Genomic DNA, 18,646 nt, shown 5'->3' with positions numbered 1-18,646 from the left:
ATCATGCCTTTGATAACCGTAGAACCCTGCACCTTTGCCCTGTTTGGCGCCTTGGGTGATCTGGCGCTGCGCAAGTTATTTCCTGCCCTCTATCAACTCGATGGCGCCGGGCTGCTGCACGACGATACGCGCATCCTGGCCCTGGCCCGTGAAGCCGGCTCCGAGCAACAGCACCTGGCCCATATCGAAAAAGAACTGCGCAAATACGTCGGCAAAGAACTGGAAGAGACCATCGCCCAGCGGTTCCTGGCGCGCCTGACCTACGTACACGTCGACTTCATGAAGGCCGACGATTATGTGGCCTTGGCCGAAATAACCGGCACCGAGCAATGCCTGATCGCCTACTTCGCCACGCCAGCGGCGGTGTACGGGGCGATCTGCGAGAACCTGTCCAAGGTCGGCCTGGCGCAAAACACCCGCGTCGTGCTGGAAAAGCCCATCGGTTCGGACCTGGAGTCCTCGCGCAAGGTCAACGACGCCGTGGCGCAGTTCTTTGCGGAGAACCGCACCTACCGCATCGACCACTACCTTGGCAAAGAGACCGTCCAGAACCTCATTGCCCTACGGTTCGCCAATAGCCTGTTCGAAACCCAGTGGAACCAGAACTACATTTCCCACGTGGAAATCACCGTGGCCGAGCAGGTCGGTATCGAAGGCCGTTGGGGTTATTTCGACAAGGCCGGCCAACTGCGCGACATGATCCAGAACCACCTGCTGCAACTGCTTTGCCTGATTGCCATGGACCCGCCGGCCGACTTGTCCGCCGACAGTATCCGTGACGAGAAGGTCAAGGTGCTCAAGGCCCTGGCGCCCATAAGCCCGGATGGCCTGACCACCCAGGTGGTACGCGGCCAGTACATCGCCGGCTACAGCGCCGGCAAACCGGTGCCGGGTTACCTGGAAGAAGAGAATTCCAATACCCAGAGCGACACCGAAACCTTCGTCGCGCTGCGGGCCGATATCCGTAACTGGCGTTGGGCCGGGGTGCCGTTCTACCTGCGTACCGGCAAACGCATGCCGCAAAAACTGTCGCAGATCGTTATCCACTTCAAGGAACCGTCCCACTACATCTTCGCCCCCGAGCAGCGCTTGCAGATCAGCAACAAACTGATCATTCGCCTGCAGCCGGATGAAGGTATCTCCTTGCGTGTAATGACCAAGGAACAGGGCCTGGACAAGGGCATGCAACTGCGCAGCGGCCCACTGCAACTGAATTTTTCCGACACTTATCGCAGCGCGCGCATCCCCGATGCGTACGAGCGTTTGCTGTTGGAAGTGATGCGCGGTAATCAGAACCTGTTTGTTCGCAAAGATGAAATCGAAGCCGCGTGGAAATGGTGTGACCAGTTGATCGCCGGGTGGAAGAAATCCGGTGACGCGCCCAAGCCGTATGCGGCGGGGTCTTGGGGGCCGATGAGCTCCATTGCACTGATCACGCGGGATGGGAGGTCGTGGTATGGCGATATCTGAATTGAAACTGCCTCAGGGCGTAACGGCCCATGAGTACCGTTCGCCGGTGCTGCTGGCGGAGGGCCTGGCCAATGACGTGGCCGAGCAATTGCGCGTGGCCATCAGCGCCCGTGGCGAAGCGACCCTGGTGGTGTCCGGTGGCCGCAGCCCCGTGGCGTTTTTCCAGAACCTGGCCAAGCAAGGCCTGGACTGGTCAAAGGTCACCATTACCCTGGCCGATGAACGCTGGGTGCCGGTGGAGCACGCCGACAGCAATGCCGGTTTGTTGAAGCAGCACCTGTTGCAAGGCCCGGCGGCCAAGGCCAGGTTTTTGAGCTTGTACAGCGCGACGCCAACCCTTGAAGACGCTGCCGAGCAGGCCGATCGCCTGCTGGCCGAACTGCCGGCCATTGATGTGCTGGTGCTGGGCATGGGCGATGACGGCCACACCGCTTCGCTGTTTCCCAACAGCCCGAACCTCGCCGAAGCGCTGAAGGCCGACGGTACCCGCCGTTGCTGGCCGATGCTGGCGCCGACCGTGCCGCATCAGCGCCTGACCATGAGTCGCGCGTTGCTGGCCACGGCCAATTACACCGTGCTGTCGATTTCCGGCAGTTCGAAGTTGACCACCTTGAGCGCGGCCCTGGCCAGTGACGATGTTGCGGCCATGCCGATTCGCGCGTTTTTGCAACCTACATTAGAGATTTACTGGTGCCCATGAGCCAAGGATCAGCCGCTATGAAAAGCCCACAACCGACCGTGTCCATGGCGGATAAAGTTGCCCTGATCGACAGCCTCTGCGCCAAGGCGCGGATCCTGCCGGTGATCACCATTGCCCGTGAACAGGACATTTTGCCGCTGGCCGATGCCCTGGCAGCCGGTGGCTTGACCGCATTGGAAGTGACCCTGCGTTCCGAGTTCGGCCTCAAGGCCATCCAGGTGTTGCGTGAGCAGCGCCCGGAACTGTGCACCGGTGCCGGCACTGTGCTCGACCGCCATATGCTCGAAGCGGCTGAAGTGGCAGGCTCGCAATTTATCGTCACCCCCGGCATCACCCGCGACTTGCTGGAAGCCTCGGTACACAGCCCGATCCCATTACTGCCGGGCATCAGCAATGCCTCCGGAATCATGGAAGGCTATGGCCTGGGCTACCGCCGCTTCAAGCTGTTCCCGGCCGAAGTCAGCGGCGGCGTTGCCGCAATCAAGGCCCTGGGCGGCCCGTTCGGCGAAGTGAAGTTCTGCCCGACCGGCGGCGTCGGCCCGGCCAATATCAAAAGCTACATGGCGTTGAAAAACGTGATGTGCGTGGGCGGTAGCTGGATGCTGGACCCGGAGTGGGTCAAGAACGGCGACTGGGCCCGCATCCAGGAAGTCACCGCACAGGCGCTGGCGCTGCTCGATTGAGCTGATTTATCGAATCGTTGTTGCTGTGCTTAACGGCATTTTTGCGGTGCACTTGGTCGGTGTACCGCTTTTTTTTGCCTGTAAAAAATCGCGACAGCGCCACAAAACCGAAGGTGGGAAGGGGCGAGCCCCTCCCACATTTTCAGCGTGTGTTTAGCTGGGTAATGGCGTCGACCAGCACACTCATGTCTGCCGCCGATGTCAGCAACCCCGGCGTCACCCGAATGCAGGTACCGAACGCCGCTCCTGTTCGCGTCGTGGTAAACAGGCCGTACTCCTTGAGCAACCGATCCACCATGACTGGCTGATCGCGCCCCATGAACTTGAACGCGGTGATCCCGCAATAAAGCCGCGGATCATCCGACGTCAGCACCTCGATCCCTTCCAACGGCCGTACCCGGCTCACCCAAAGGTCGCGCAGGTAATTGACCCGCGCCCCCTTGGCCGCCGCGCCGCCCAATGCCCGATGTTCTTCAAACACCAGCGGAAGGGTCATCAGCGCCGGAAAATTCGGCGTGCTGTAGGACGTACGTGCGCGTACATCGGTGGCGGGGTAGTGGAACTCGCCCATATCCGGGTCGATATCGGCCAAGCGCTCGGGAGCGATATAGAGAAAGCCGAGCGTCAGCGGCGCGCCAATCCACTTGTGCAGGTTGAAGCCGGCGAACTGGATACCCAAGTCGGCCAGGTTGAACTCGATTTGGCCCAGGGCGTGGGCACCGTCGAGGATCACATCGATGCCATGCTCGCGAGCGGCCTTGGCAATCGCCGCAACCGGCATTACCAGACCGGTGCGGTGGGTGACGTGGGTCAGCGCCATCAGCTTTAAACGCGGGTGCTGGGCGAAGGCATCGCGATACGTCTGCACCAGGCTGTCGAAACTCGCCGGGTGCGTGTGGGACAGTTCGACTACTTCGACCCCGCGAACATCCGTCAGCCAGCGCATGGCGCCTTTGACCGTGTCGTACTCCAGGTCACTGATCAACACCTGGTCGCCCGGTTGCAGACGGTTGTAGTTGCGGATCAGCGACTGCAAGGCTTCGGTGGCATTGCGCGTGAAGGCGACGGACTCCGGGTCGACATCGATCAACCCGGCCAGTTGGCGTCGGATCTCGACGTTTTCGCCGGTCTCGAAGCGTTGGCGCACGTGCAGCGAATTGCTGCGGTTGATAAACGCGACGTGGTCCAGGTACTGCGCCTGCACCGGACGGCTCATGCGCCCGAAGTAGCCGTTTTCCAGATTGATCGGGCCCGGTTCCACGTCATAGCACCGGGCGATGGCCTGCCAGTGATCTTCGTTATCTGCGTTCCTTGGCATGGCGGGGCTCTTAGTCAATGGCGAGGGGCTGGTTTGCCGTGTTTCGCGCGTAGCGGTTCAAGTAATTCGGCCAGGCCGTTGTGGTCGATTTCCTGCATCAACGCCAGCAAACCACCCAGCTCGCCGTGGGGGAAGCCTTCGCGGGCAAACCAGTTCAGGTAAGGCCCCGGCAGGTCGGCGATGATCCGGCCCTTGTATTTGCCGAAGGGCATTTGGCGGGTGATCAGTAGTTCGAGTTTTTCGGGGTTCATGGGGATCGGCCGCTTGCGTCGAGACCTTGGAAAATACAGGCATTCTGCATGAAGGCCAAATGACAGATCATGCAAATAACGTACATACAGATGGTTCAATAATTCATAACTTATTGAAAATTCAAAGGAAAATAATTTTTCAAAACCTGGCATGAGCGCTGCAATCATCTAGGCAACCTTCCTCAACCCACATAAGGAATTGAAAAATGACTGACATCAATAAAGAATCGATCTCTGTACTCAACGACCTGATCGAGACCAGCATCGACGGCCAGAAGGGTTTCAAGGAATGTGCCGAAGACATCAAGCACCCAGAACTCAAAGCGCTGTTCGCCAAGCGCTCCGCTGATTGCGCGACTGCCGCTGCCGAACTGAAAACCGCTGTGCGTGCATTGGGTGGTGATCCGGAAGATTCCGGCAGCGTCGCCGGCGCACTGCACCGTGGCTGGGTCGACGTGAAGTCGATGGTGACCGGCAAAGACGAAGAGGCTGTGCTGAACGAAGCCGAGCGCGGTGAAGACCATGCACTCAAGGCTTACCGTGAAGCGATCGAGAAGATCAACCAGCACAACCTGCTGGGCATTCGTGACCTGGTTGAGCGCCAGTACCATGGCGCACAGCGCAACCATGATCAGGTAAAAGCCCTGCGTAACCAGGCACGCGCTCAGTCGTAAGCCCTACGCAGTAAAAAAATCTGGGAGGGGGCTTGCCCCCGATGGCAGTGGTTCAGTCACCGATAAAGTGCCTGACCTACCGCGATCGGGAGCAAGCCCCCTCCCACATTTGTTGTGTGTTGATGATGAAAGTGCAATCAACCAATGCTGATCGGCGGCAGTTCGGTCAGGGTCACGACTTGCTGCTTGCGTGGCGCGAGGATCTCGGCCTCGCCATCCACTACCAGTTCATCGCGCTGGTTGAACACACGGGTGGCGATGCGTACGCGAAACTTCGGCAGTTTTTCAAGGATTTCCAGGCGCACGGTCAGGGTGTCGCCGATCTTGACCGGTTTTTGAAAGCTCATCTGCTGGCCAATATAGATGGTGCCCGGCCCAGGCAGCTCGCAGGCCACGGCTGCACTGATCAACGCGCCGCTGAACATGCCATGGGCGATACGCTCCTTGAACAGGGTGGCCTTGGCGTATTCGGCATCCAGGTGCACCGGGTTGTGGTCGCCGGACATGGCGGCGAACAACTGGATATCGCGCTCTTCGACGGTCTTGCTGTAGCTGGCGGTCTGGCCGACTTCGAGGGCTTCGTAAGGGGTATTGGTTACCTGGGTCATCTAAAGGTGCATCCTGTGGCTAATCGGTAATTTAACAGGCTGATTTTTAAGCGGAATTTATTCGCAGTGGACCGGCCTGCGCAGGGTCAGGGCCTGGTCGAGCCACGTCAGCACATCCGCGGTGACTTCATCGCGGTTGGTTTCGTTGAACACTTCGTGACGCGCCTGCGGGTAGATATTGAGTTGCAAATGCTGACAGCCGGCCTCACGCAGGGCGGTGGCCAGACTGTTGAGACGCTTGCCCTCACTCACCGGATCACATTCGCCGCCTATGACCAGGATCGGCAGGCCCGGATCGATCTGCGCGAGGTTGGACGCTTTGCTGATTTGCTGCAAGCCGCCGAGCAAATCGACCCACAGTTGGTTGGTGCAGCGAAAACCGCAAAGCGGGTCATTGATGTACTTGTCCACCTCTGCGGGGTCGCGGGTGAGCCAGTCGAACGCCGTGCGGTTGGGCTTGAACGCTTTGTTGAACGAGCCGAACGACAGGAACTCGATCAGCGCGCTGCGACCGCGCAAACCCTGGCGCACACGCTCGGCGCGGGCGATCACGCGGGCGGCGCGGTATAGCGCCACCGGCTGGAAATTCGACCCACTGAGAATCGCCCCGTGCAGGCTGGCGCTGTGGTGCAACAGGTAGGCCTGGGCGATGTAGCTGCCCATGCTGTGGCCCAACAATATGATCGGCAACCCTGGGTGCTGCTGGCCAATGTGCTGGTTGAGACTCGCCAGGTCGCCCACCACTTTGTTCCAACCATCCTCCTCGGCGTACAACCCCAGCGTGCCTTCATCGGCGGTGCGGCCGTGGCCACGCTGGTCCGGCGCATAGACACCATAGCCGGCGGCGCACAGGGCCTTGGCCAACCGCGCATAGCGCCCGCTGTGCTCGGCCATGCCGTGGGACAGCATGACCACCGCATGGGCCGGCTCGTCGGGCATCCATTGATTGACGTACAGGCGGCTGTGGTCATTCGCGGTCAGCCAGTGGGTGCTGTGGTTCATGACGCGTCCTTTCTTCAAGGTTGCTCGGGGGTCGTTGCAGTGTATAGCTCATCTGCCAGAGGGCGGGGTATCTGCCTACGCGTCAGGGACAAGATTCATACAATCAATGACACGATTGAGTGTATTTGCCTGTTTGGCTATAGCTGCTAACGTCCCCAAAGCTCCGCTTTTTATAAGCGGCCGGACACCTTCAGGTACAGAGGACAAGAATAATGCAACCTGATTTCTGGAATGACAAACGCGCGGCGGGGGTTCCCAATGCCATCGACCTCTCGGCCTACAAGTCGGTGATCGAGGTCTTCGAGCGTTCCTGCAAGACCTTTGCCGACCGTCCGGCGTTCAGCAACATGGGCATTACCCTGACCTACGCCGAGCTTGAACGCCAGAGTGCGGCGTTCGCCGGCTACCTGCAACAGCACACCGACCTCAAGCCCGGCGAGCGCATCGCCGTGCAAATGCCCAACCTGCTGCATTACCCGATTGCCGTGTTCGGCGCCCTGCGCGCCGGCCTGATCGTGGTCAACACTAACCCGCTGTACACCCCGCGCGAGATGCGCCACCAGTTCAAGGACGCCGGCGTGCGTGCGCTGGTCTACCTCAACCTGTTCGGTTCGCGGGTACAGGAGGTGTGCAACGATACCGAGATCGACTACCTGATCGAGGCCAGGATGGGCGACTTCATGCCCGCCGCCAAAGGCTGGCTGATCAATACCGTGGTCGACAAGGTGAAGAAAATGGTCCCCGCCTATCACCTGCCGCGCGCGGTGTCGTTCAAGCGCGCGCTGCGCATGGGCGCCGGCCTGGGCGTAACGCGCCATCCGGTGAGCCTGGATGACATCGCCGTGCTGCAATACACCGGCGGCACCACCGGCCTGGCCAAGGGCGCGATGCTCACCCATGGCAACCTGGTGGCGAACATGCAGCAGGTGCGTGCCTGCATGTCGCAAACCGGCGAGGACGGCCACCCGCTGATCAAGGAAGGGCAGGAGGTGATGATCGCGCCGCTGCCGCTTTACCATATCTACGCCTTCACCGCCAATTGCATGTGCATGATGGTCTCGGGCAACCACAACGTGCTCATCACCAACCCCCGGGACATCGGCGGGTTTATCAAGGAGCTGAAAAAGTGGCGCTTTACCGGGCTGCTGGGGCTCAACACGCTGTTTGTGGCGTTGATGGACCACCCCGACTTCAAGAGCCTGGATTTCTCCCACCTCAAACTCACCAACTCCGGCGGCACCGCACTGATCAAGGCCACGGCCGAGCGCTGGGAGCAACTGACCGGCTGTGCGATTGGCGAGGGCTACGGCCTGACGGAAACCTCGCCCGTGGCGAGTACCAACCCCTATGGCAACAAATCGCGCCTCGGCACCGTGGGCATTCCGGTGCCGGCCACCGCGATGAAGGTGATTGATGATGATGGCGTCGAGTTGCCCCTGGGTGAACGCGGCGAGTTGTGCATCAAGGGGCCGCAGGTGATGAAGGGCTACTGGCAGCAGCCGGCCGCCACCGCCGAGGCTCTGGACGCGGAAGGCTGGCTCAGGACTGGCGATATCGCGGTGATTGATGAGGATGGTTTTGTACGGATTGTCGATCGCAAGAAAGACCTGATCATCGTCTCCGGTTTCAATGTGTACCCCAATGAAATCGAAGACGTGGTGATGGCTCACCCGGGGGTGGCCAACTGTGCGGTGATCGGCGTGCCGGACGAACGCACGGGCGAGGCGGTGAAGCTGTTCGTGGTGGCGCGTGCCGAAGGCGTGAGCCTTGAAGAGCTCAAGAGTTACTGCAAGGCCAACTTCACGGGCTATAAGGTACCCAAGCAGATTGTGCTGCGCGATTCGTTGCCGATGACGCCGGTAGGGAAAATTTTGCGGCGTGAGCTGCGCGACATCGCCTGAGTTGAAATAGATTCAAAATGTGGGAGAGGGCTTGCTCCCGATGGCGGCGTTCAGTCACCAACTGTGTGACTGACCCACTGCCATCGGGAGCAAGCCCCCTCCCACATGTGTTTTATGTTGTGCTGAAAGCCTTATTCCAGAGCCTCTCGCTGAGGCATTTCGGCTTTGTTTAAAGTGTGACCAAATATTGTAGGACAGTCATGATAGTGACTGTGGGGCCCTCGTTTGGCTCTAGTCGGCCCTTGGCAAAGCTGCTACTCTCGGCGCGCTTTGTGACGTCTAGGCCTGCTTGAAAGCGCCAGATTCACCTTAAAAAAACATACACCAATAATAATCGCATCAAATGCGATGATGAATTCGCGTCGCTGAGGAGTGGGCTTTCCATGCACGAAGACTTTTGGAAGGATAAGTACCCCGCCGGGATTGCTGCAGACATCAATCCAGACGAGTATCCAAATATTCAGGCGGTACTGAAGCAGTCCTGCCAGCGCTTCGCCAACAAACCGGCTTTCAGCAACCTGGGCAAGACAATCACCTACGGTGAGTTGTACGAATTGTCCGGCGCCTTCGCCGCGTACCTGCAACAGCACACCGACTTGAAGCCCGGCGACCGAATCGCCGTGCAACTGCCCAACGTCCTGCAATATCCCGTCGCCGTGTTCGGTGCCATCCGTGCCGGCCTGATCGTGGTCAACACCAACCCGCTGTACACCGCGCGGGAAATGGAACACCAATTCAACGATTCCGGCGCCAAGGCCCTGGTCTGCCTGGCCAACATGGCGCATCTGGCGGAAAAGGTCGTGCCCAAGACCGCCGTCAAGCACGTGATTGTCACCGAAGTCGCCGACCTGCTGCCGCCGCTCAAGCGCCTGCTGATCAACAGTGTCATCAAGTACGTGAAGAAAATGGTCCCGGCGTACCACTTGCCGCACGCGATCAAGTTCAACGATGTGCTCGCCAAAGGCCATGGCCAGCCGGTCAGCGATGCCAGCCCGGCCAGCAGCGAGGTGGCCGTGCTGCAATACACCGGCGGCACCACCGGCGTGGCCAAGGGGGCGATGCTCACCCACCGCAACCTGGTCGCCAACATGTTGCAGTGCAAGGCACTGATGGGCTCCAACCTCAACGAAGGTTGCGAGATCCTGATCACGCCGCTGCCGCTGTATCACATCTATGCTTTCACCTTTCATTGCATGGCGATGATGCTGATCGGCAACCACAACATCCTGATCAGCAACCCGCGTGACTTGCCGGCGATGGTCAAGGAACTGTCCAAGTGGAAGTTCAGTGGCTTTGTCGGCCTTAACACGCTGTTTGTGGCGCTGTGCAACAACGAAGCCTTTCGCAAGCTGGATTTCTCCGCGCTCAAGGTCACCCTGTCGGGCGGCATGGCCCTGCAACTGGCGGCCGCCGAACGCTGGAAAGCCGTGACCGGCTGTGGCATCTGCGAAGGCTACGGCATGACCGAAACCAGCCCGGTGGCCACGGTCAACCCGATCCAGCATATCCAGCTTGGCACCATCGGCATTCCGGTGCCCTCGACCCTGTGCAAGGTCATCACCGATGACGGCGTCGAGTTGGCCCTGGGGGAAGTCGGCGAGCTGTGCGTCAAGGGCCCGCAGGTGATGAAAGGCTACTGGCAGCGCCAGGACGCCACCGACGAGATGCTCGACAGCGAAGGCTGGCTAAAAACCGGTGATATCGCGATCATCCAGCCGGATGGCTACATGCGCATTGTCGACCGCAAGAAGGACATGATCCTGGTCTCGGGCTTCAACGTGTACCCCAACGAGCTGGAAGACGTACTGGCCACCCTGCCGGGCGTGCTGCAATGCGCGGCCATTGGTGTGCCGGACGAAAAGTCCGGGGAGCACATCAAGATCTTCATCGTGGTCAAGCCGGGCGCCACCCTGACCAAGGAGCAGGTGATGGAACACATGCGCGCCAACGTCACCGGCTACAAGGTGCCCAAGGCCGTGGAGTTCCGCGATGCGCTGCCGACCACCAACGTGGGCAAGATCCTGCGGCGTGAGTTGCGTGATGAAGAGTTGAAGAAACTCGGCCTTAAAAAGTAACCCGGTCCAAATGTGGGAGGGACGGTGCGCCCCTCCCACATTTTTTGTCCTGTGTGCTTACAGGGCGAACTGCGCGAAGCTCACACCCGCACCCGCCGGGCGTACATCCTTCAAGAACGAATCCTTGTCCGCGCTCAGCTCCAGGGTGATCTCCGGGCTGCGCTTGCCCGCGTTACGCACCACCAAGCCTTCGAGCTTCTCACGCAGGAACGCCGTCGGCACCTTCAGGTGCAGCAACTGGTCGGACTCGGCGTTGTGCATCAACAGGTGAATCCACTCGTACTGGCCGACGGCAATACGGCCTACCGGCAGGTCGAACCACCAGATGTTGCGTTTGCGGTCCAGGTCGGTGAAGTGGCAGTTGTTGACGCCGAGTACGGCACCGCCCAATTCCTGGTTTCTGCGGGCGATGGCCTGTGCTTTATTGAGTTTCATAACCTTCCTACGGGATCTGTTATTCAGCGTTATAGCCTGAATGTGCCGGGCATTCTCGTGGGTTGGCCACAAAACATAAAGCCAAACCTGCCGCTTTCGATGAAATGCCTGCCGCAAAATAATTGAAACTCTGTCGAACGGCCTCGGGTCAATCGCTACGCAATGACCAAAACCTTTGATTGTTCCTTCGGAGAAATACCATGAGCAGCACATCAGATAAGGCAAAAGGTTTGGCGAACGAAGCAGCTGGCAACATCAAGCAAGGCGTCGGCAAAGTCACCGGCAACGACAAGCTGCGCGCGGAAGGTGTGATCCAGGAGAAGAAAGGCGAAGTGCAGCAAGCGGTCGGCGATACCAAAGATGCGGTAAAAAAAGCCACCCGGTAAATCGATATGCCGGCGGTCTTGATGCAGCGCTGCGGCCATCCACGGATGGCCGTTTTTGTATCGGTTACTGCAACTAAACTTTCGAAATTGTTTCAAAGTCGCCAAATGGGCTACTTTGATGTAGAAAACGGCCCCTGAGTCGCCCACGACCTCACCCTCTTTGCGGCGAAAGGAGACGCTATGATCTTTCCGGTTCTCGATGGTCTCAAGCTGCACAAGGTACTGGCGCGCACCGTCAAGGAATTCGTCGATGACGAGATGTCCACCTACGCTTCGGCACTGGCCTACCAGATGCTGTTTTCGCTGTTTCCCTTCCTGCTGTTCCTGATTGCCCTGATCGGTTTCCTGCACTTGCCGGACTTTTTCAGTTGGCTGCGCCTGCAGTCGGAGCTGGTATTGCCGCCCCAGGCCCTGGAGCAGGTCAACCCGGTGATCGACCAGTTGCAACAGTCCAAGGGCGGCCTGCTTTCGGTGGGTATCGTGATTGCGTTGTGGACCGCTTCAGCCGGCGTGCGCCTGATGATGAGCGCGATGAACGCCGCCTACGATGTGGTGGAAGGCCGGCCGATCTGGAAGCGTTTCCCGCTGTCGATTTTCTACACCGTCGGCATCGCCGGCATGCTGCTGGCCGCCGCCGCGCTGATGGTGCTCGGCCCGCAGGTGATGGAGTGGCTGGCCGGGCAGATCGGCATGCAGGAGTTCGTGGTTACCCTGTGGACCATCGTGCGCTGGCCGCTGATCGTGATTCTGCTGATGTTCGCCGTGGCCCTCATGTACTACGTGATGCCCGACGTGGAGCAGCAATTCCGCTTTATCACCCCAGGCTCGGTGTTGGCGGTGGTGGTGTGGATCGTCGCGTCGCTGGGCTTTGGTTATTACGTCAAAACCTTTGCCGACTACAACGCCATGTATGGCAGTATCGGCGCGATCATTGTGCTGCTGCTGTACTTCTACATTTCGGCCGCCGTGCTGCTGCTCGGTGCCGAGATGAATGCAGTGATCGAGCACATGTCGGCCGAAGGCAAGGCGCCCGGCGCGAAGGGGATCGATGAGCCCGCGCAAGAAAAACAGCATGTCTCCGGTCTCGGCCGGGACCACTCCAAACCCACCCCCGTCGAGCCTGATCAATGATCCGTGACATCCTGAAAATGGGCGACGAACGCCTGCTGCGCATCGCCCCTGCGGTTCCGCCGGAAATGTTCGACAGCCCCGAGCTGTGGCAATTGATCGACGACATGTTCCAGACCATGGAGCATGTCGGTGGCGTAGGCCTGGCCGCGCCGCAGATCGGCGTGGACCTGCAATTGGTGATCTTTGGCTTCGAAGCCAGCGAACGTTACCCGGATGCACCGCCGGTACCGCAGACCATCCTGATCAACCCGCTGATCACGCCGCTCAGTTCGGTGTTGGAAGAGGGCTATGAAGGCTGCCTTTCCGTGCCGGGGTTACGCGGCGCGGTGAACCGTTACCAGCAGATTCGCTATGAGGGGTTTGACCCGAAGGGCGAGCCGATTGTGCGTTTTGCCGACGGTTTCCATGCGCGGGTGGTGCAGCATGAATGCGATCACCTGATCGGTCGGTTGTACCCGTCGCGGATTACCGATTTCAGCAAGTTCGGATTTATCGAGGTGATGTTCCCGGACATGGATCCGACGGCCGACGAATAACGTCCACACCGATCAAACGGGTGGAGGGCTTGCCTCGCTACCCTGGTTATTGCAAACCCATCGCAATCATTGGCTTATTACGCCTGTAGCGCACCAACCGCTCACTTAGCGACTGCGGCAGCACGGTGTCCTGGGAAAACCCCATGCGCTGATACAAACCTTCCAGATCCGGATGGCACAGCAGCCACACCGTGCCGTCCACCCCGGCGACCGCCTGTTGAATCAACCGCGTCGCCAGCCCCTGGCCGCGATAGGCCGGGTCGACGAACATCCCCGTCAGCCACTGCCCACCCACCACGGGGCTCAGGCACAGCCCGGCCACAATTTCTGTATCCCGCACAACCCATAGTCGTCCACCCTTGAGGGCTTTCATCGAAGAGTCATGGCGGCGATAAAACTTGTTCAGCAGCGGCCACAGGGGCTCTGCCAGCAGATCAATGGGCAACTCGGGCATGGTGTTCAAGCACGCGTTATGAAGAGCCGGCGATTATAAGCGCCTTCTGCCGGGTAATAGGTGGTATACCCAATGCTGCATCCCCTTACAGTGGAGTACGCAGCATGGCCAAAGGTATGGATTCAAAGAAAGCCTCGAAGAAAAAACCGGCAAAGACCGCCGATGAAAAACGTGCCGACAAAAAAGCCAAGAAGACCGAAACCGGGCTGTTCGGGCACTGATCACCTTAGCTTCAGCGGTTTTCAGCGGCCAACGCGGCAATCACCGTTGGCCGTGCACTTACCCGTTGTTGAAACGCTGCCAGCGCCGGCCACTCGCGCAGATTGATCGCGTGAATGTCGGCCCAGCGCAGCACCACGAACAAATACACATCCGCTACCGAAAACTGTGAACCCATCAAGTAGTCCTGCCGCTCCAGCGTCTGTACCAGAATCGCAAAGCGCTTGAATAGCGTGGCCATGAACATCGCCTTGATGTCACCTTGGATCGCGCTGTTGAAGAACACCGCTAACCCGCCATGCACTTCGCTGGCAATGAAGTTCAGCCATTCCTGCAAGCGCACGCGCTCCCAGCTGCCATTGGCCGGGGCCAACTCAGCGTCGGGTTTGAGGTCGGCGAGGTATTGCAGGATGGCGCTGGCTTCGGTCAGCACCTGACCATTGTCCAGTTGCAGCGCCGCCACATAACCCTTGGGATTGATCTGCAAGAAATCTTCGCCATCGGCGGTGGTTTTTGCCTGGTTGTCGACTCGCACCAGGTCAAAGGGCAGCGCCAATTCGCGCAGCACGATATGCGGGGCGAGGGAGCAGGCGTTTGGAGAAAAGTACAGTTTCATCAGGGGGCGGCTCCGCAGAATTTGCGCCAGTCTCGCGGGCATGCCACCGTGGGTAAAATTAAACCTTCAGCGCCCTGCCATAAGGACAGCGACTGCCATGATGAATCTGATGCACTGGCGCCTTCTGGTGGCCGTGGCCGACCACGGCAGCATCACCGCCGCCGCCGAGCGCGTGGGCATGACCCAATCCGCCGCCAGCCAGGCCATGGCCGGCATGGAGGCGGCCCTGGGCGCGCAACTGTTCACCCGAGCCCCGCGCAACACCTTGCCCACTGCCCTGGGATTGAGCGTGATCGAACAGGCGCGGGTGATGCTGGGCGCCTTGCAGACGATTCGCCGCACTGTGGATCATGCCCGGCCGATGCTGCGTGGGAGCATTCGTATCGCCAGTTTCCCGAGTGTGCTGGCTAAGTTTCTAACGCCGCAGTTGCAGCGTTTCGCCCAGTTGTATCCAGGTATCGAGGTCACTCCCCTTGAAGTGACCGACAGCGAAGTGGACACCTTGCTCGAGGCCGGCCTGATTGACCTGGGCGTGGTGCTCAACCCCCAGCCTGAGCGCAATGCCACATTGCTGGGGCGTGACCTGTGGCTGGCAGTATTGCCCGCGGACCATGCACTGGCACAGCGCCCCTCTGAGGCCAGCGTGTCGCTGGAAGAATTACTTCAACAACCCTTTGTACTCGCCACCGGCGGCTGCACCGCCAATGCCCGCAGCCTTGGCGCCGAGGCCGGGCTGGCGCTGGGCGATATCCGCGTGCAAGTGCGCGAATGGAGCAGCGCCTTCAGCCTGGTGCGTGAAGGAGTGGGCGTGACCCTGGTGCCGGAAATGACCTTGCCCGTCGAGCGCCGAGGCTTGCGCGTCATGCCGTTGAAGGTGCCGGTGCATCGTGAATTTGCGCTGGTGGCAACCCCACGACGCCCGCTGTCCTCCAGTGCCAGCGCCTTGTTGCAAATGCTGGCTCAATAGCAGCCTTGCGCAAACCCCTGTCATCGTTTTGATCGCCCGCTCAAACCACACGCATCAGGCCAGCGGCGCGGCCTAGATTGCCGCCAGGGTTTCTTTCACTGTCCGGGCCTGCGGGTCTGCCGTTTTCGCCGCTACCTGCTGCTCTTGCTGCTGCTTGAGGCGCTCGGCCACTTGCTTGGAAATAGCGTCCTGTTTTTCCTGCGACATGGTCTGCACATCCGCCTCGGTCAAGCCTTGCTCCTTGAGCAACTGCTCACGAATCCGCTCGGCCGGGGATTTGCTCATGTAGTCGGTGAACTCGGCGCGCGCGCCCGAAGCTGCCGTGGTCGACGGCACATCGCTGGTTGCTGCGCTGGCCTGTAACTGCACGCGGGTCTTGGCGAAGGCTTCATCGATACGATCGGTCGCCTTGTCCAGTTCCTTCTGCGCGGCCGGCACGGTCACGCTTTGTTGCACCGCTTGCAGGGCACCGCTGTACAGCGCGCTGGCGGCGGCGTTGGCGGGGTCCATGTCGGGCCGCTTGATCTGTTGCACGGTCGACAGGGCTTGGGTGTTGTTGTTAACCAGCATGATCGGTCACCTGGGAAAATGTACGGTGCAACCGCTGGAGCAAATAGCGTGCCGGGCATCAAAGCCCCGTGTTTGTTGGGGATGGCATGGCCGCTGCGGCAAGACTTGTGCCGCCAGCGGCCAGGCGTTGCCGTCCGACTCGGGAAAACGTCTTGCCGATTCTAGTTGTGACCGTCGAGGGCGAAGTTCTTGAAGCCCTGATGTTGCCTGAGGCGTTCGTAGTAGGCCGCGATGGCAGGGTAGGGCGGATGCTCCGGGAGTGTCATGCGCCAACGGTGCACCGAAAGGCCGATGAGGATGTCGGCCAGGGTGAACTCTTCACCGGCGACGTAGGCCTTTGTTTTCGCGAGCTGCTGCTCCAGCAGACCCATCTTGTCGTTCCAGGCCTTTACACCGGCCTTGATACGCTCCGGGTCCTGATAGTCGGGGTGCTGGCGCACCAAGGCATGGAAAGCGTAACCCCAAGACGGATTGAGTTCGGTGGCCTGCCAGTCCATCCATTGCTCCACCCGCGCCCGTGGCGCGGGTTCGGCGGGCAACAGGTCGTGGCGCTGATAGAGGCTGACGAGGTAGCGGCAGATGGTGTTGGATTCCCACAGCACGCCATGGTCGTCGATCAGCACCGGTATTTGCGCGTTGGGGTTGAGGGCGAGGAATTCGGCGGATTGGGTGGGTTTGAAGCCGATGCCCCAGTTGTCCTCGTGCGCGTAGTCGATGCCCAGTTCGTGGCAGGTCCAGAGTACTTTGCGCACATTGATGGAAGAGGTGCGGCCGAGGATTTTCAGTGAGTGTCCCATGGTGATTCCCTGGCAGTGGAGAGGGAGACAATCTAGCAGGGCCTGCACGCTACGGCGAGATGCCCAAGCGGGCACGGTAAAACAAGGGGGCTTGCTCCCGATAGCAGTGGTCCAGCTAATGAATACTTGGCTGACACGCCGTCATCGGGAGCAAGCCCCCTCCCACATTTTGACCGAGTAAAGGTCTTAACAGCGCGGAGTATGTTGGTCCATGGCTTTGCCCACCAGCAAGACGGACAGCTCGCTCAGTTGATGAATGGCCAATGCCACATCACGCTGTTTACCACTGAGGTCATTGGACAGGTCGAGCAACAAGGTGCTCACGGCAGACACGGTTTCGTAGCTGTTGATCAGCAGGGTTTCGGTGGAGGAACCAGGAGTGACAGTGAAGAGCGTATGCGTGGGGATGCTTTGCATTGTTGACGTACCTGATGTGGCTGATACCTCATCGCTACTCAACGAGGGTGGCAGCTGTACGCAGGTTAGTAGACCGGTGGACACTCAAAGCCGGCGCACCCGAAGATGCCCTACGCACAGCCGCCATAAAACAGAAAAGGCTCATGCACTAAGAGTGACCAATAGTCGGGCTACTAAACCCGATCACCGAAAAATTCAGCGACCGGCCAACCTTAAAGACCACCTCCCAGGCACACAAGCCGGCGGATTCTGACGTAAGCGTAGGCAACCGGGCAAGGGGCTTACCGCGATGTCAGCCCCGTCTTACAGGCGTCTTACGTGCTTTCCCGTACCTGCAACTCAAACCCCATATCCACCACCGGTTTGGCGATCTTGTTACCCGCCATGATCGTCAACAAATGTTCCGCCGCGCGCCGGCCAATGGCTTCCCGTGGCGTGCTGATGCTGCTCAAGCGCGGCACCATGAACGCCGACGCGGGCAAGTCGTTGAAGCCCAGCACCGCCACGCGCTCCGGCACTTTAATACCATGGCGCATCGCTTCCAGCAGGGCGCCATGGGCCAGGTCGTCGTTGCCGAAGAAGACCGCATCCACATCCGGATGCGCGGCCAGCAGTTGCAAAAACAACTCACCGCCCAGCCCCACGGAAGACGGGCGCGGCGTGAGCAGTTCCAACGCCGGGTCGTACTTGCCCGCCTGTTGCAATGCCCGGCGGAACCCTTCGCCGCGCAGCAGGGTGCGTTGGTCCAACTGGGCGCCGATATAGGCCAGGCGTTTGCGCCCACGGGACAATAAATGCGCCGCCGCTGTTTCGCCCGCGGCCAGTTGCGAGAAGCCCACGCAGTTCACGCCCGCATTCGGGTCCAGGTCCATCATGTATACGCAGGGCACGTTACTGGCCTCGACCATCCGTCGGGCGCTTTCGGTGCGATCGAACCCCGTCAGCAGCAAACCCCGAGGCTGGTAGGCCATGTAGTTGCGCAGCAGGTTTTCTTCTTCATCGCGCGAATAGTGGGAGTTGCCGATCAGCACTTCGAAGCCCTTGGGCCGCAGCACCTGGTGAATGGCTTCGAGGGTTTCGATGAACAGCAGGTTGGACAACGACGGCACCAATACCACCACCGAATGGCTCTGGGCCGAGGCCAGGGCGCGGGCGGCGGGGTTGACCACGTAGTTGAGTTCGGCGGCGGCGTGCTGCACTTTTTCGACCAGCTCAACGGCCACGGTGCTGATGCCACGCAAGGCGCGGGAAGCGGTAATCGGGCTGACGCCGGCCAGGCGGGCGACTTCGTTAAGGGTCGGGCGACCCGTGGTGCGCGTATTTTTATCGTTCTTGGAGGTCATCAGGCGGCTTGCCAAACAAAAATCGAGGCACTAAGGTAGCGCTGTCTCCAAATGGCTGCAAATTATTGAACTCTGGGTTGCCTGATCCGGTTC

At 59.8% G+C, this 18,646-nt stretch carries 21 protein-coding genes; 10 read left to right on the top strand and 11 right to left on the bottom strand.

The annotated features are described in order from the left end of the window. The first annotated feature begins 3 nt into the window (after positions 1–3). Genes zwf through KSS96_RS22410 form a run of 3 tightly spaced genes read left to right on the top strand, consistent with a single transcriptional unit; the run spans position 4 to position 2,853 of the window. Entirely contained in the window at positions 4–1,470 is a 1,467-nt protein-coding gene (gene zwf, locus KSS96_RS22420) for a glucose-6-phosphate dehydrogenase (RefSeq protein ID WP_217855334.1), read from the top strand. After that, complete coding sequence (pgl, locus tag KSS96_RS22415; RefSeq protein ID WP_065876698.1) at positions 1,457–2,170, top strand: 6-phosphogluconolactonase; 714 nt, start codon at positions 1,457–1,459, stop codon at positions 2,168–2,170. The genes zwf and pgl overlap by 14 nt, the downstream gene beginning before the upstream one ends. Positions 2,171–2,187: 17 nt before the next feature. Continuing rightward, positions 2,188–2,853, top strand: coding sequence for a bifunctional 4-hydroxy-2-oxoglutarate aldolase/2-dehydro-3-deoxy-phosphogluconate aldolase (locus tag KSS96_RS22410; protein ID WP_026067364.1), 666 nt, complete (start codon positions 2,188–2,190; stop codon positions 2,851–2,853). 142 nt (positions 2,854–2,995) lie between these two features. Here the strand turns inward: KSS96_RS22410 and KSS96_RS22405 are convergent, their stop codons facing one another. Together KSS96_RS22405 and KSS96_RS22400 are read right to left on the bottom strand one after the other, a co-directional pair. Then, positions 2,996–4,171 (bottom strand): aminotransferase class V-fold PLP-dependent enzyme, encoded by a 1,176-nt coding sequence (locus tag KSS96_RS22405; protein ID WP_065876699.1) that lies wholly within the window; start codon positions 4,169–4,171, stop codon positions 2,996–2,998. Between the two features lie 14 nt (positions 4,172–4,185). Then, positions 4,186–4,422 carry a DUF3820 family protein gene (locus KSS96_RS22400; protein ID WP_017529145.1) on the bottom strand — a complete coding sequence of 79 codons (237 nt, stop codon included), beginning with the start codon at positions 4,420–4,422 and terminating at the stop codon, positions 4,186–4,188. Between the two features lie 206 nt (positions 4,423–4,628). On the opposite strand from KSS96_RS22400, the gene KSS96_RS22395 reads away from it, so the two are divergent. Then, a complete protein-coding gene (locus KSS96_RS22395; RefSeq protein WP_017529144.1) occupies positions 4,629–5,096 on the top strand; it encodes a ferritin-like domain-containing protein in 468 nt (155 codons plus the stop codon). A gap of 137 nt (positions 5,097–5,233) precedes the next feature. Here KSS96_RS22395 and KSS96_RS22390 read toward each other — a convergent pair whose 3' ends face one another. Continuing rightward, the gene (locus KSS96_RS22390; RefSeq protein WP_065876700.1) at positions 5,234–5,704 is read right to left on the bottom strand and encodes a MaoC family dehydratase; all 471 of its coding nucleotides are present in this window, start codon (positions 5,702–5,704) and stop codon (positions 5,234–5,236) included. A 57-nt stretch (positions 5,705–5,761) separates the two neighbouring features. Further along, complete coding sequence (locus KSS96_RS22385) at positions 5,762–6,706, bottom strand: alpha/beta hydrolase (protein WP_068937289.1); 945 nt, start codon at positions 6,704–6,706, stop codon at positions 5,762–5,764. Positions 6,707–6,918: 212 nt separating this feature from the next. Between KSS96_RS22385 and fadD2 the strand changes: the two genes are divergently transcribed. Both fadD2 and fadD1 read left to right on the top strand, forming a co-directional pair. Further along, the gene (fadD2, locus tag KSS96_RS22380; RefSeq protein ID WP_217855333.1) at positions 6,919–8,607 is read left to right on the top strand and encodes a long-chain-fatty-acid--CoA ligase FadD2; all 1,689 of its coding nucleotides are present in this window, start codon (positions 6,919–6,921) and stop codon (positions 8,605–8,607) included. Between the two features lie 383 nt (positions 8,608–8,990). Continuing rightward, positions 8,991–10,682, top strand: a complete 1,692-nt coding sequence (gene fadD1 / locus KSS96_RS22375; RefSeq protein ID WP_017529140.1) for a long-chain-fatty-acid--CoA ligase FadD1 — start codon at positions 8,991–8,993, stop codon at positions 10,680–10,682. Between the two features lie 57 nt (positions 10,683–10,739). Here the strand turns inward: fadD1 and KSS96_RS22370 are convergent, their stop codons facing one another. Further along, positions 10,740–11,117, bottom strand: coding sequence for a hypothetical protein (locus KSS96_RS22370; protein ID WP_017529139.1), 378 nt, complete (start codon positions 11,115–11,117; stop codon positions 10,740–10,742). 200 nt (positions 11,118–11,317) lie between these two features. Here KSS96_RS22370 and KSS96_RS22365 point away from each other — a divergent pair, with 200 nt between their 5' ends. The 3 genes from KSS96_RS22365 (at position 11,318) to def (ending at position 13,170) form a co-directional block, all read left to right on the top strand. After that, on the top strand, positions 11,318–11,503 hold the full coding sequence (locus KSS96_RS22365) for a CsbD family protein (RefSeq protein ID WP_017529138.1): 186 nt from the start codon (positions 11,318–11,320) through the stop codon (positions 11,501–11,503). A gap of 180 nt (positions 11,504–11,683) precedes the next feature. Further along, positions 11,684–12,634, top strand: coding sequence for a YihY/virulence factor BrkB family protein (locus tag KSS96_RS22360; protein ID WP_017529137.1), 951 nt, complete (start codon positions 11,684–11,686; stop codon positions 12,632–12,634). After that, a complete protein-coding gene (gene def, locus KSS96_RS22355) occupies positions 12,631–13,170 on the top strand; it encodes a peptide deformylase (protein WP_217855332.1) in 540 nt (179 codons plus the stop codon). Before KSS96_RS22360 ends, def begins: the two co-directional genes overlap by 4 nt. Positions 13,171–13,216: 46 nt before the next feature. Here the strand turns inward: def and KSS96_RS22350 are convergent, their stop codons facing one another. Together KSS96_RS22350 and gstA are read right to left on the bottom strand one after the other, a co-directional pair. Then, complete coding sequence (locus KSS96_RS22350; RefSeq protein WP_217855331.1) at positions 13,217–13,624, bottom strand: GNAT family N-acetyltransferase; 408 nt, start codon at positions 13,622–13,624, stop codon at positions 13,217–13,219. Between the two features lie 232 nt (positions 13,625–13,856). Then, entirely contained in the window at positions 13,857–14,459 is a 603-nt protein-coding gene (gene gstA, locus KSS96_RS22345; RefSeq protein ID WP_017529134.1) for a glutathione transferase GstA, read from the bottom strand. Between the two features lie 97 nt (positions 14,460–14,556). On the opposite strand from gstA, the gene KSS96_RS22340 reads away from it, so the two are divergent. Further along, positions 14,557–15,426: a LysR family transcriptional regulator gene (locus tag KSS96_RS22340; RefSeq protein WP_017529133.1), complete on the top strand. Its 870-nt coding sequence runs from the start codon at positions 14,557–14,559 to the stop codon at positions 15,424–15,426. Between the two features lie 72 nt (positions 15,427–15,498). Here KSS96_RS22340 and KSS96_RS22335 read toward each other — a convergent pair whose 3' ends face one another. The 4 genes from KSS96_RS22335 to gntR all read right to left on the bottom strand — a co-directional run bounded on the left by KSS96_RS22335 (position 15,499) and on the right by gntR (position 18,556). Continuing rightward, the gene (locus KSS96_RS22335; RefSeq protein ID WP_017529132.1) at positions 15,499–15,996 is read right to left on the bottom strand and encodes a hypothetical protein; all 498 of its coding nucleotides are present in this window, start codon (positions 15,994–15,996) and stop codon (positions 15,499–15,501) included. Between the two features lie 161 nt (positions 15,997–16,157). Then, the gene (locus tag KSS96_RS22330) at positions 16,158–16,793 is read right to left on the bottom strand and encodes a glutathione S-transferase family protein (RefSeq protein WP_017529131.1); all 636 of its coding nucleotides are present in this window, start codon (positions 16,791–16,793) and stop codon (positions 16,158–16,160) included. 186 nt (positions 16,794–16,979) lie between these two features. Beyond that, entirely contained in the window at positions 16,980–17,210 is a 231-nt protein-coding gene (locus KSS96_RS22325) for a DUF6124 family protein (protein ID WP_017529130.1), read from the bottom strand. Positions 17,211–17,524: 314 nt separating this feature from the next. After that, complete coding sequence (gntR, locus tag KSS96_RS22320) at positions 17,525–18,556, bottom strand: HTH-type transcriptional regulator GntR (protein WP_026067363.1); 1,032 nt, start codon at positions 18,554–18,556, stop codon at positions 17,525–17,527. Positions 18,557–18,646: the final 90 nt, after the last annotated feature.

Origin of the sequence: Pseudomonas asgharzadehiana (genome assembly GCF_019139815.1) — a bacterium.
GTDB lineage: Bacteria > Pseudomonadota > Gammaproteobacteria > Pseudomonadales > Pseudomonadaceae > Aquipseudomonas > Aquipseudomonas asgharzadehiana.
The sequence above is the reverse complement of the archived record's forward strand: the minus strand, read 5'-3'. Positions and strand labels throughout refer to the sequence as shown.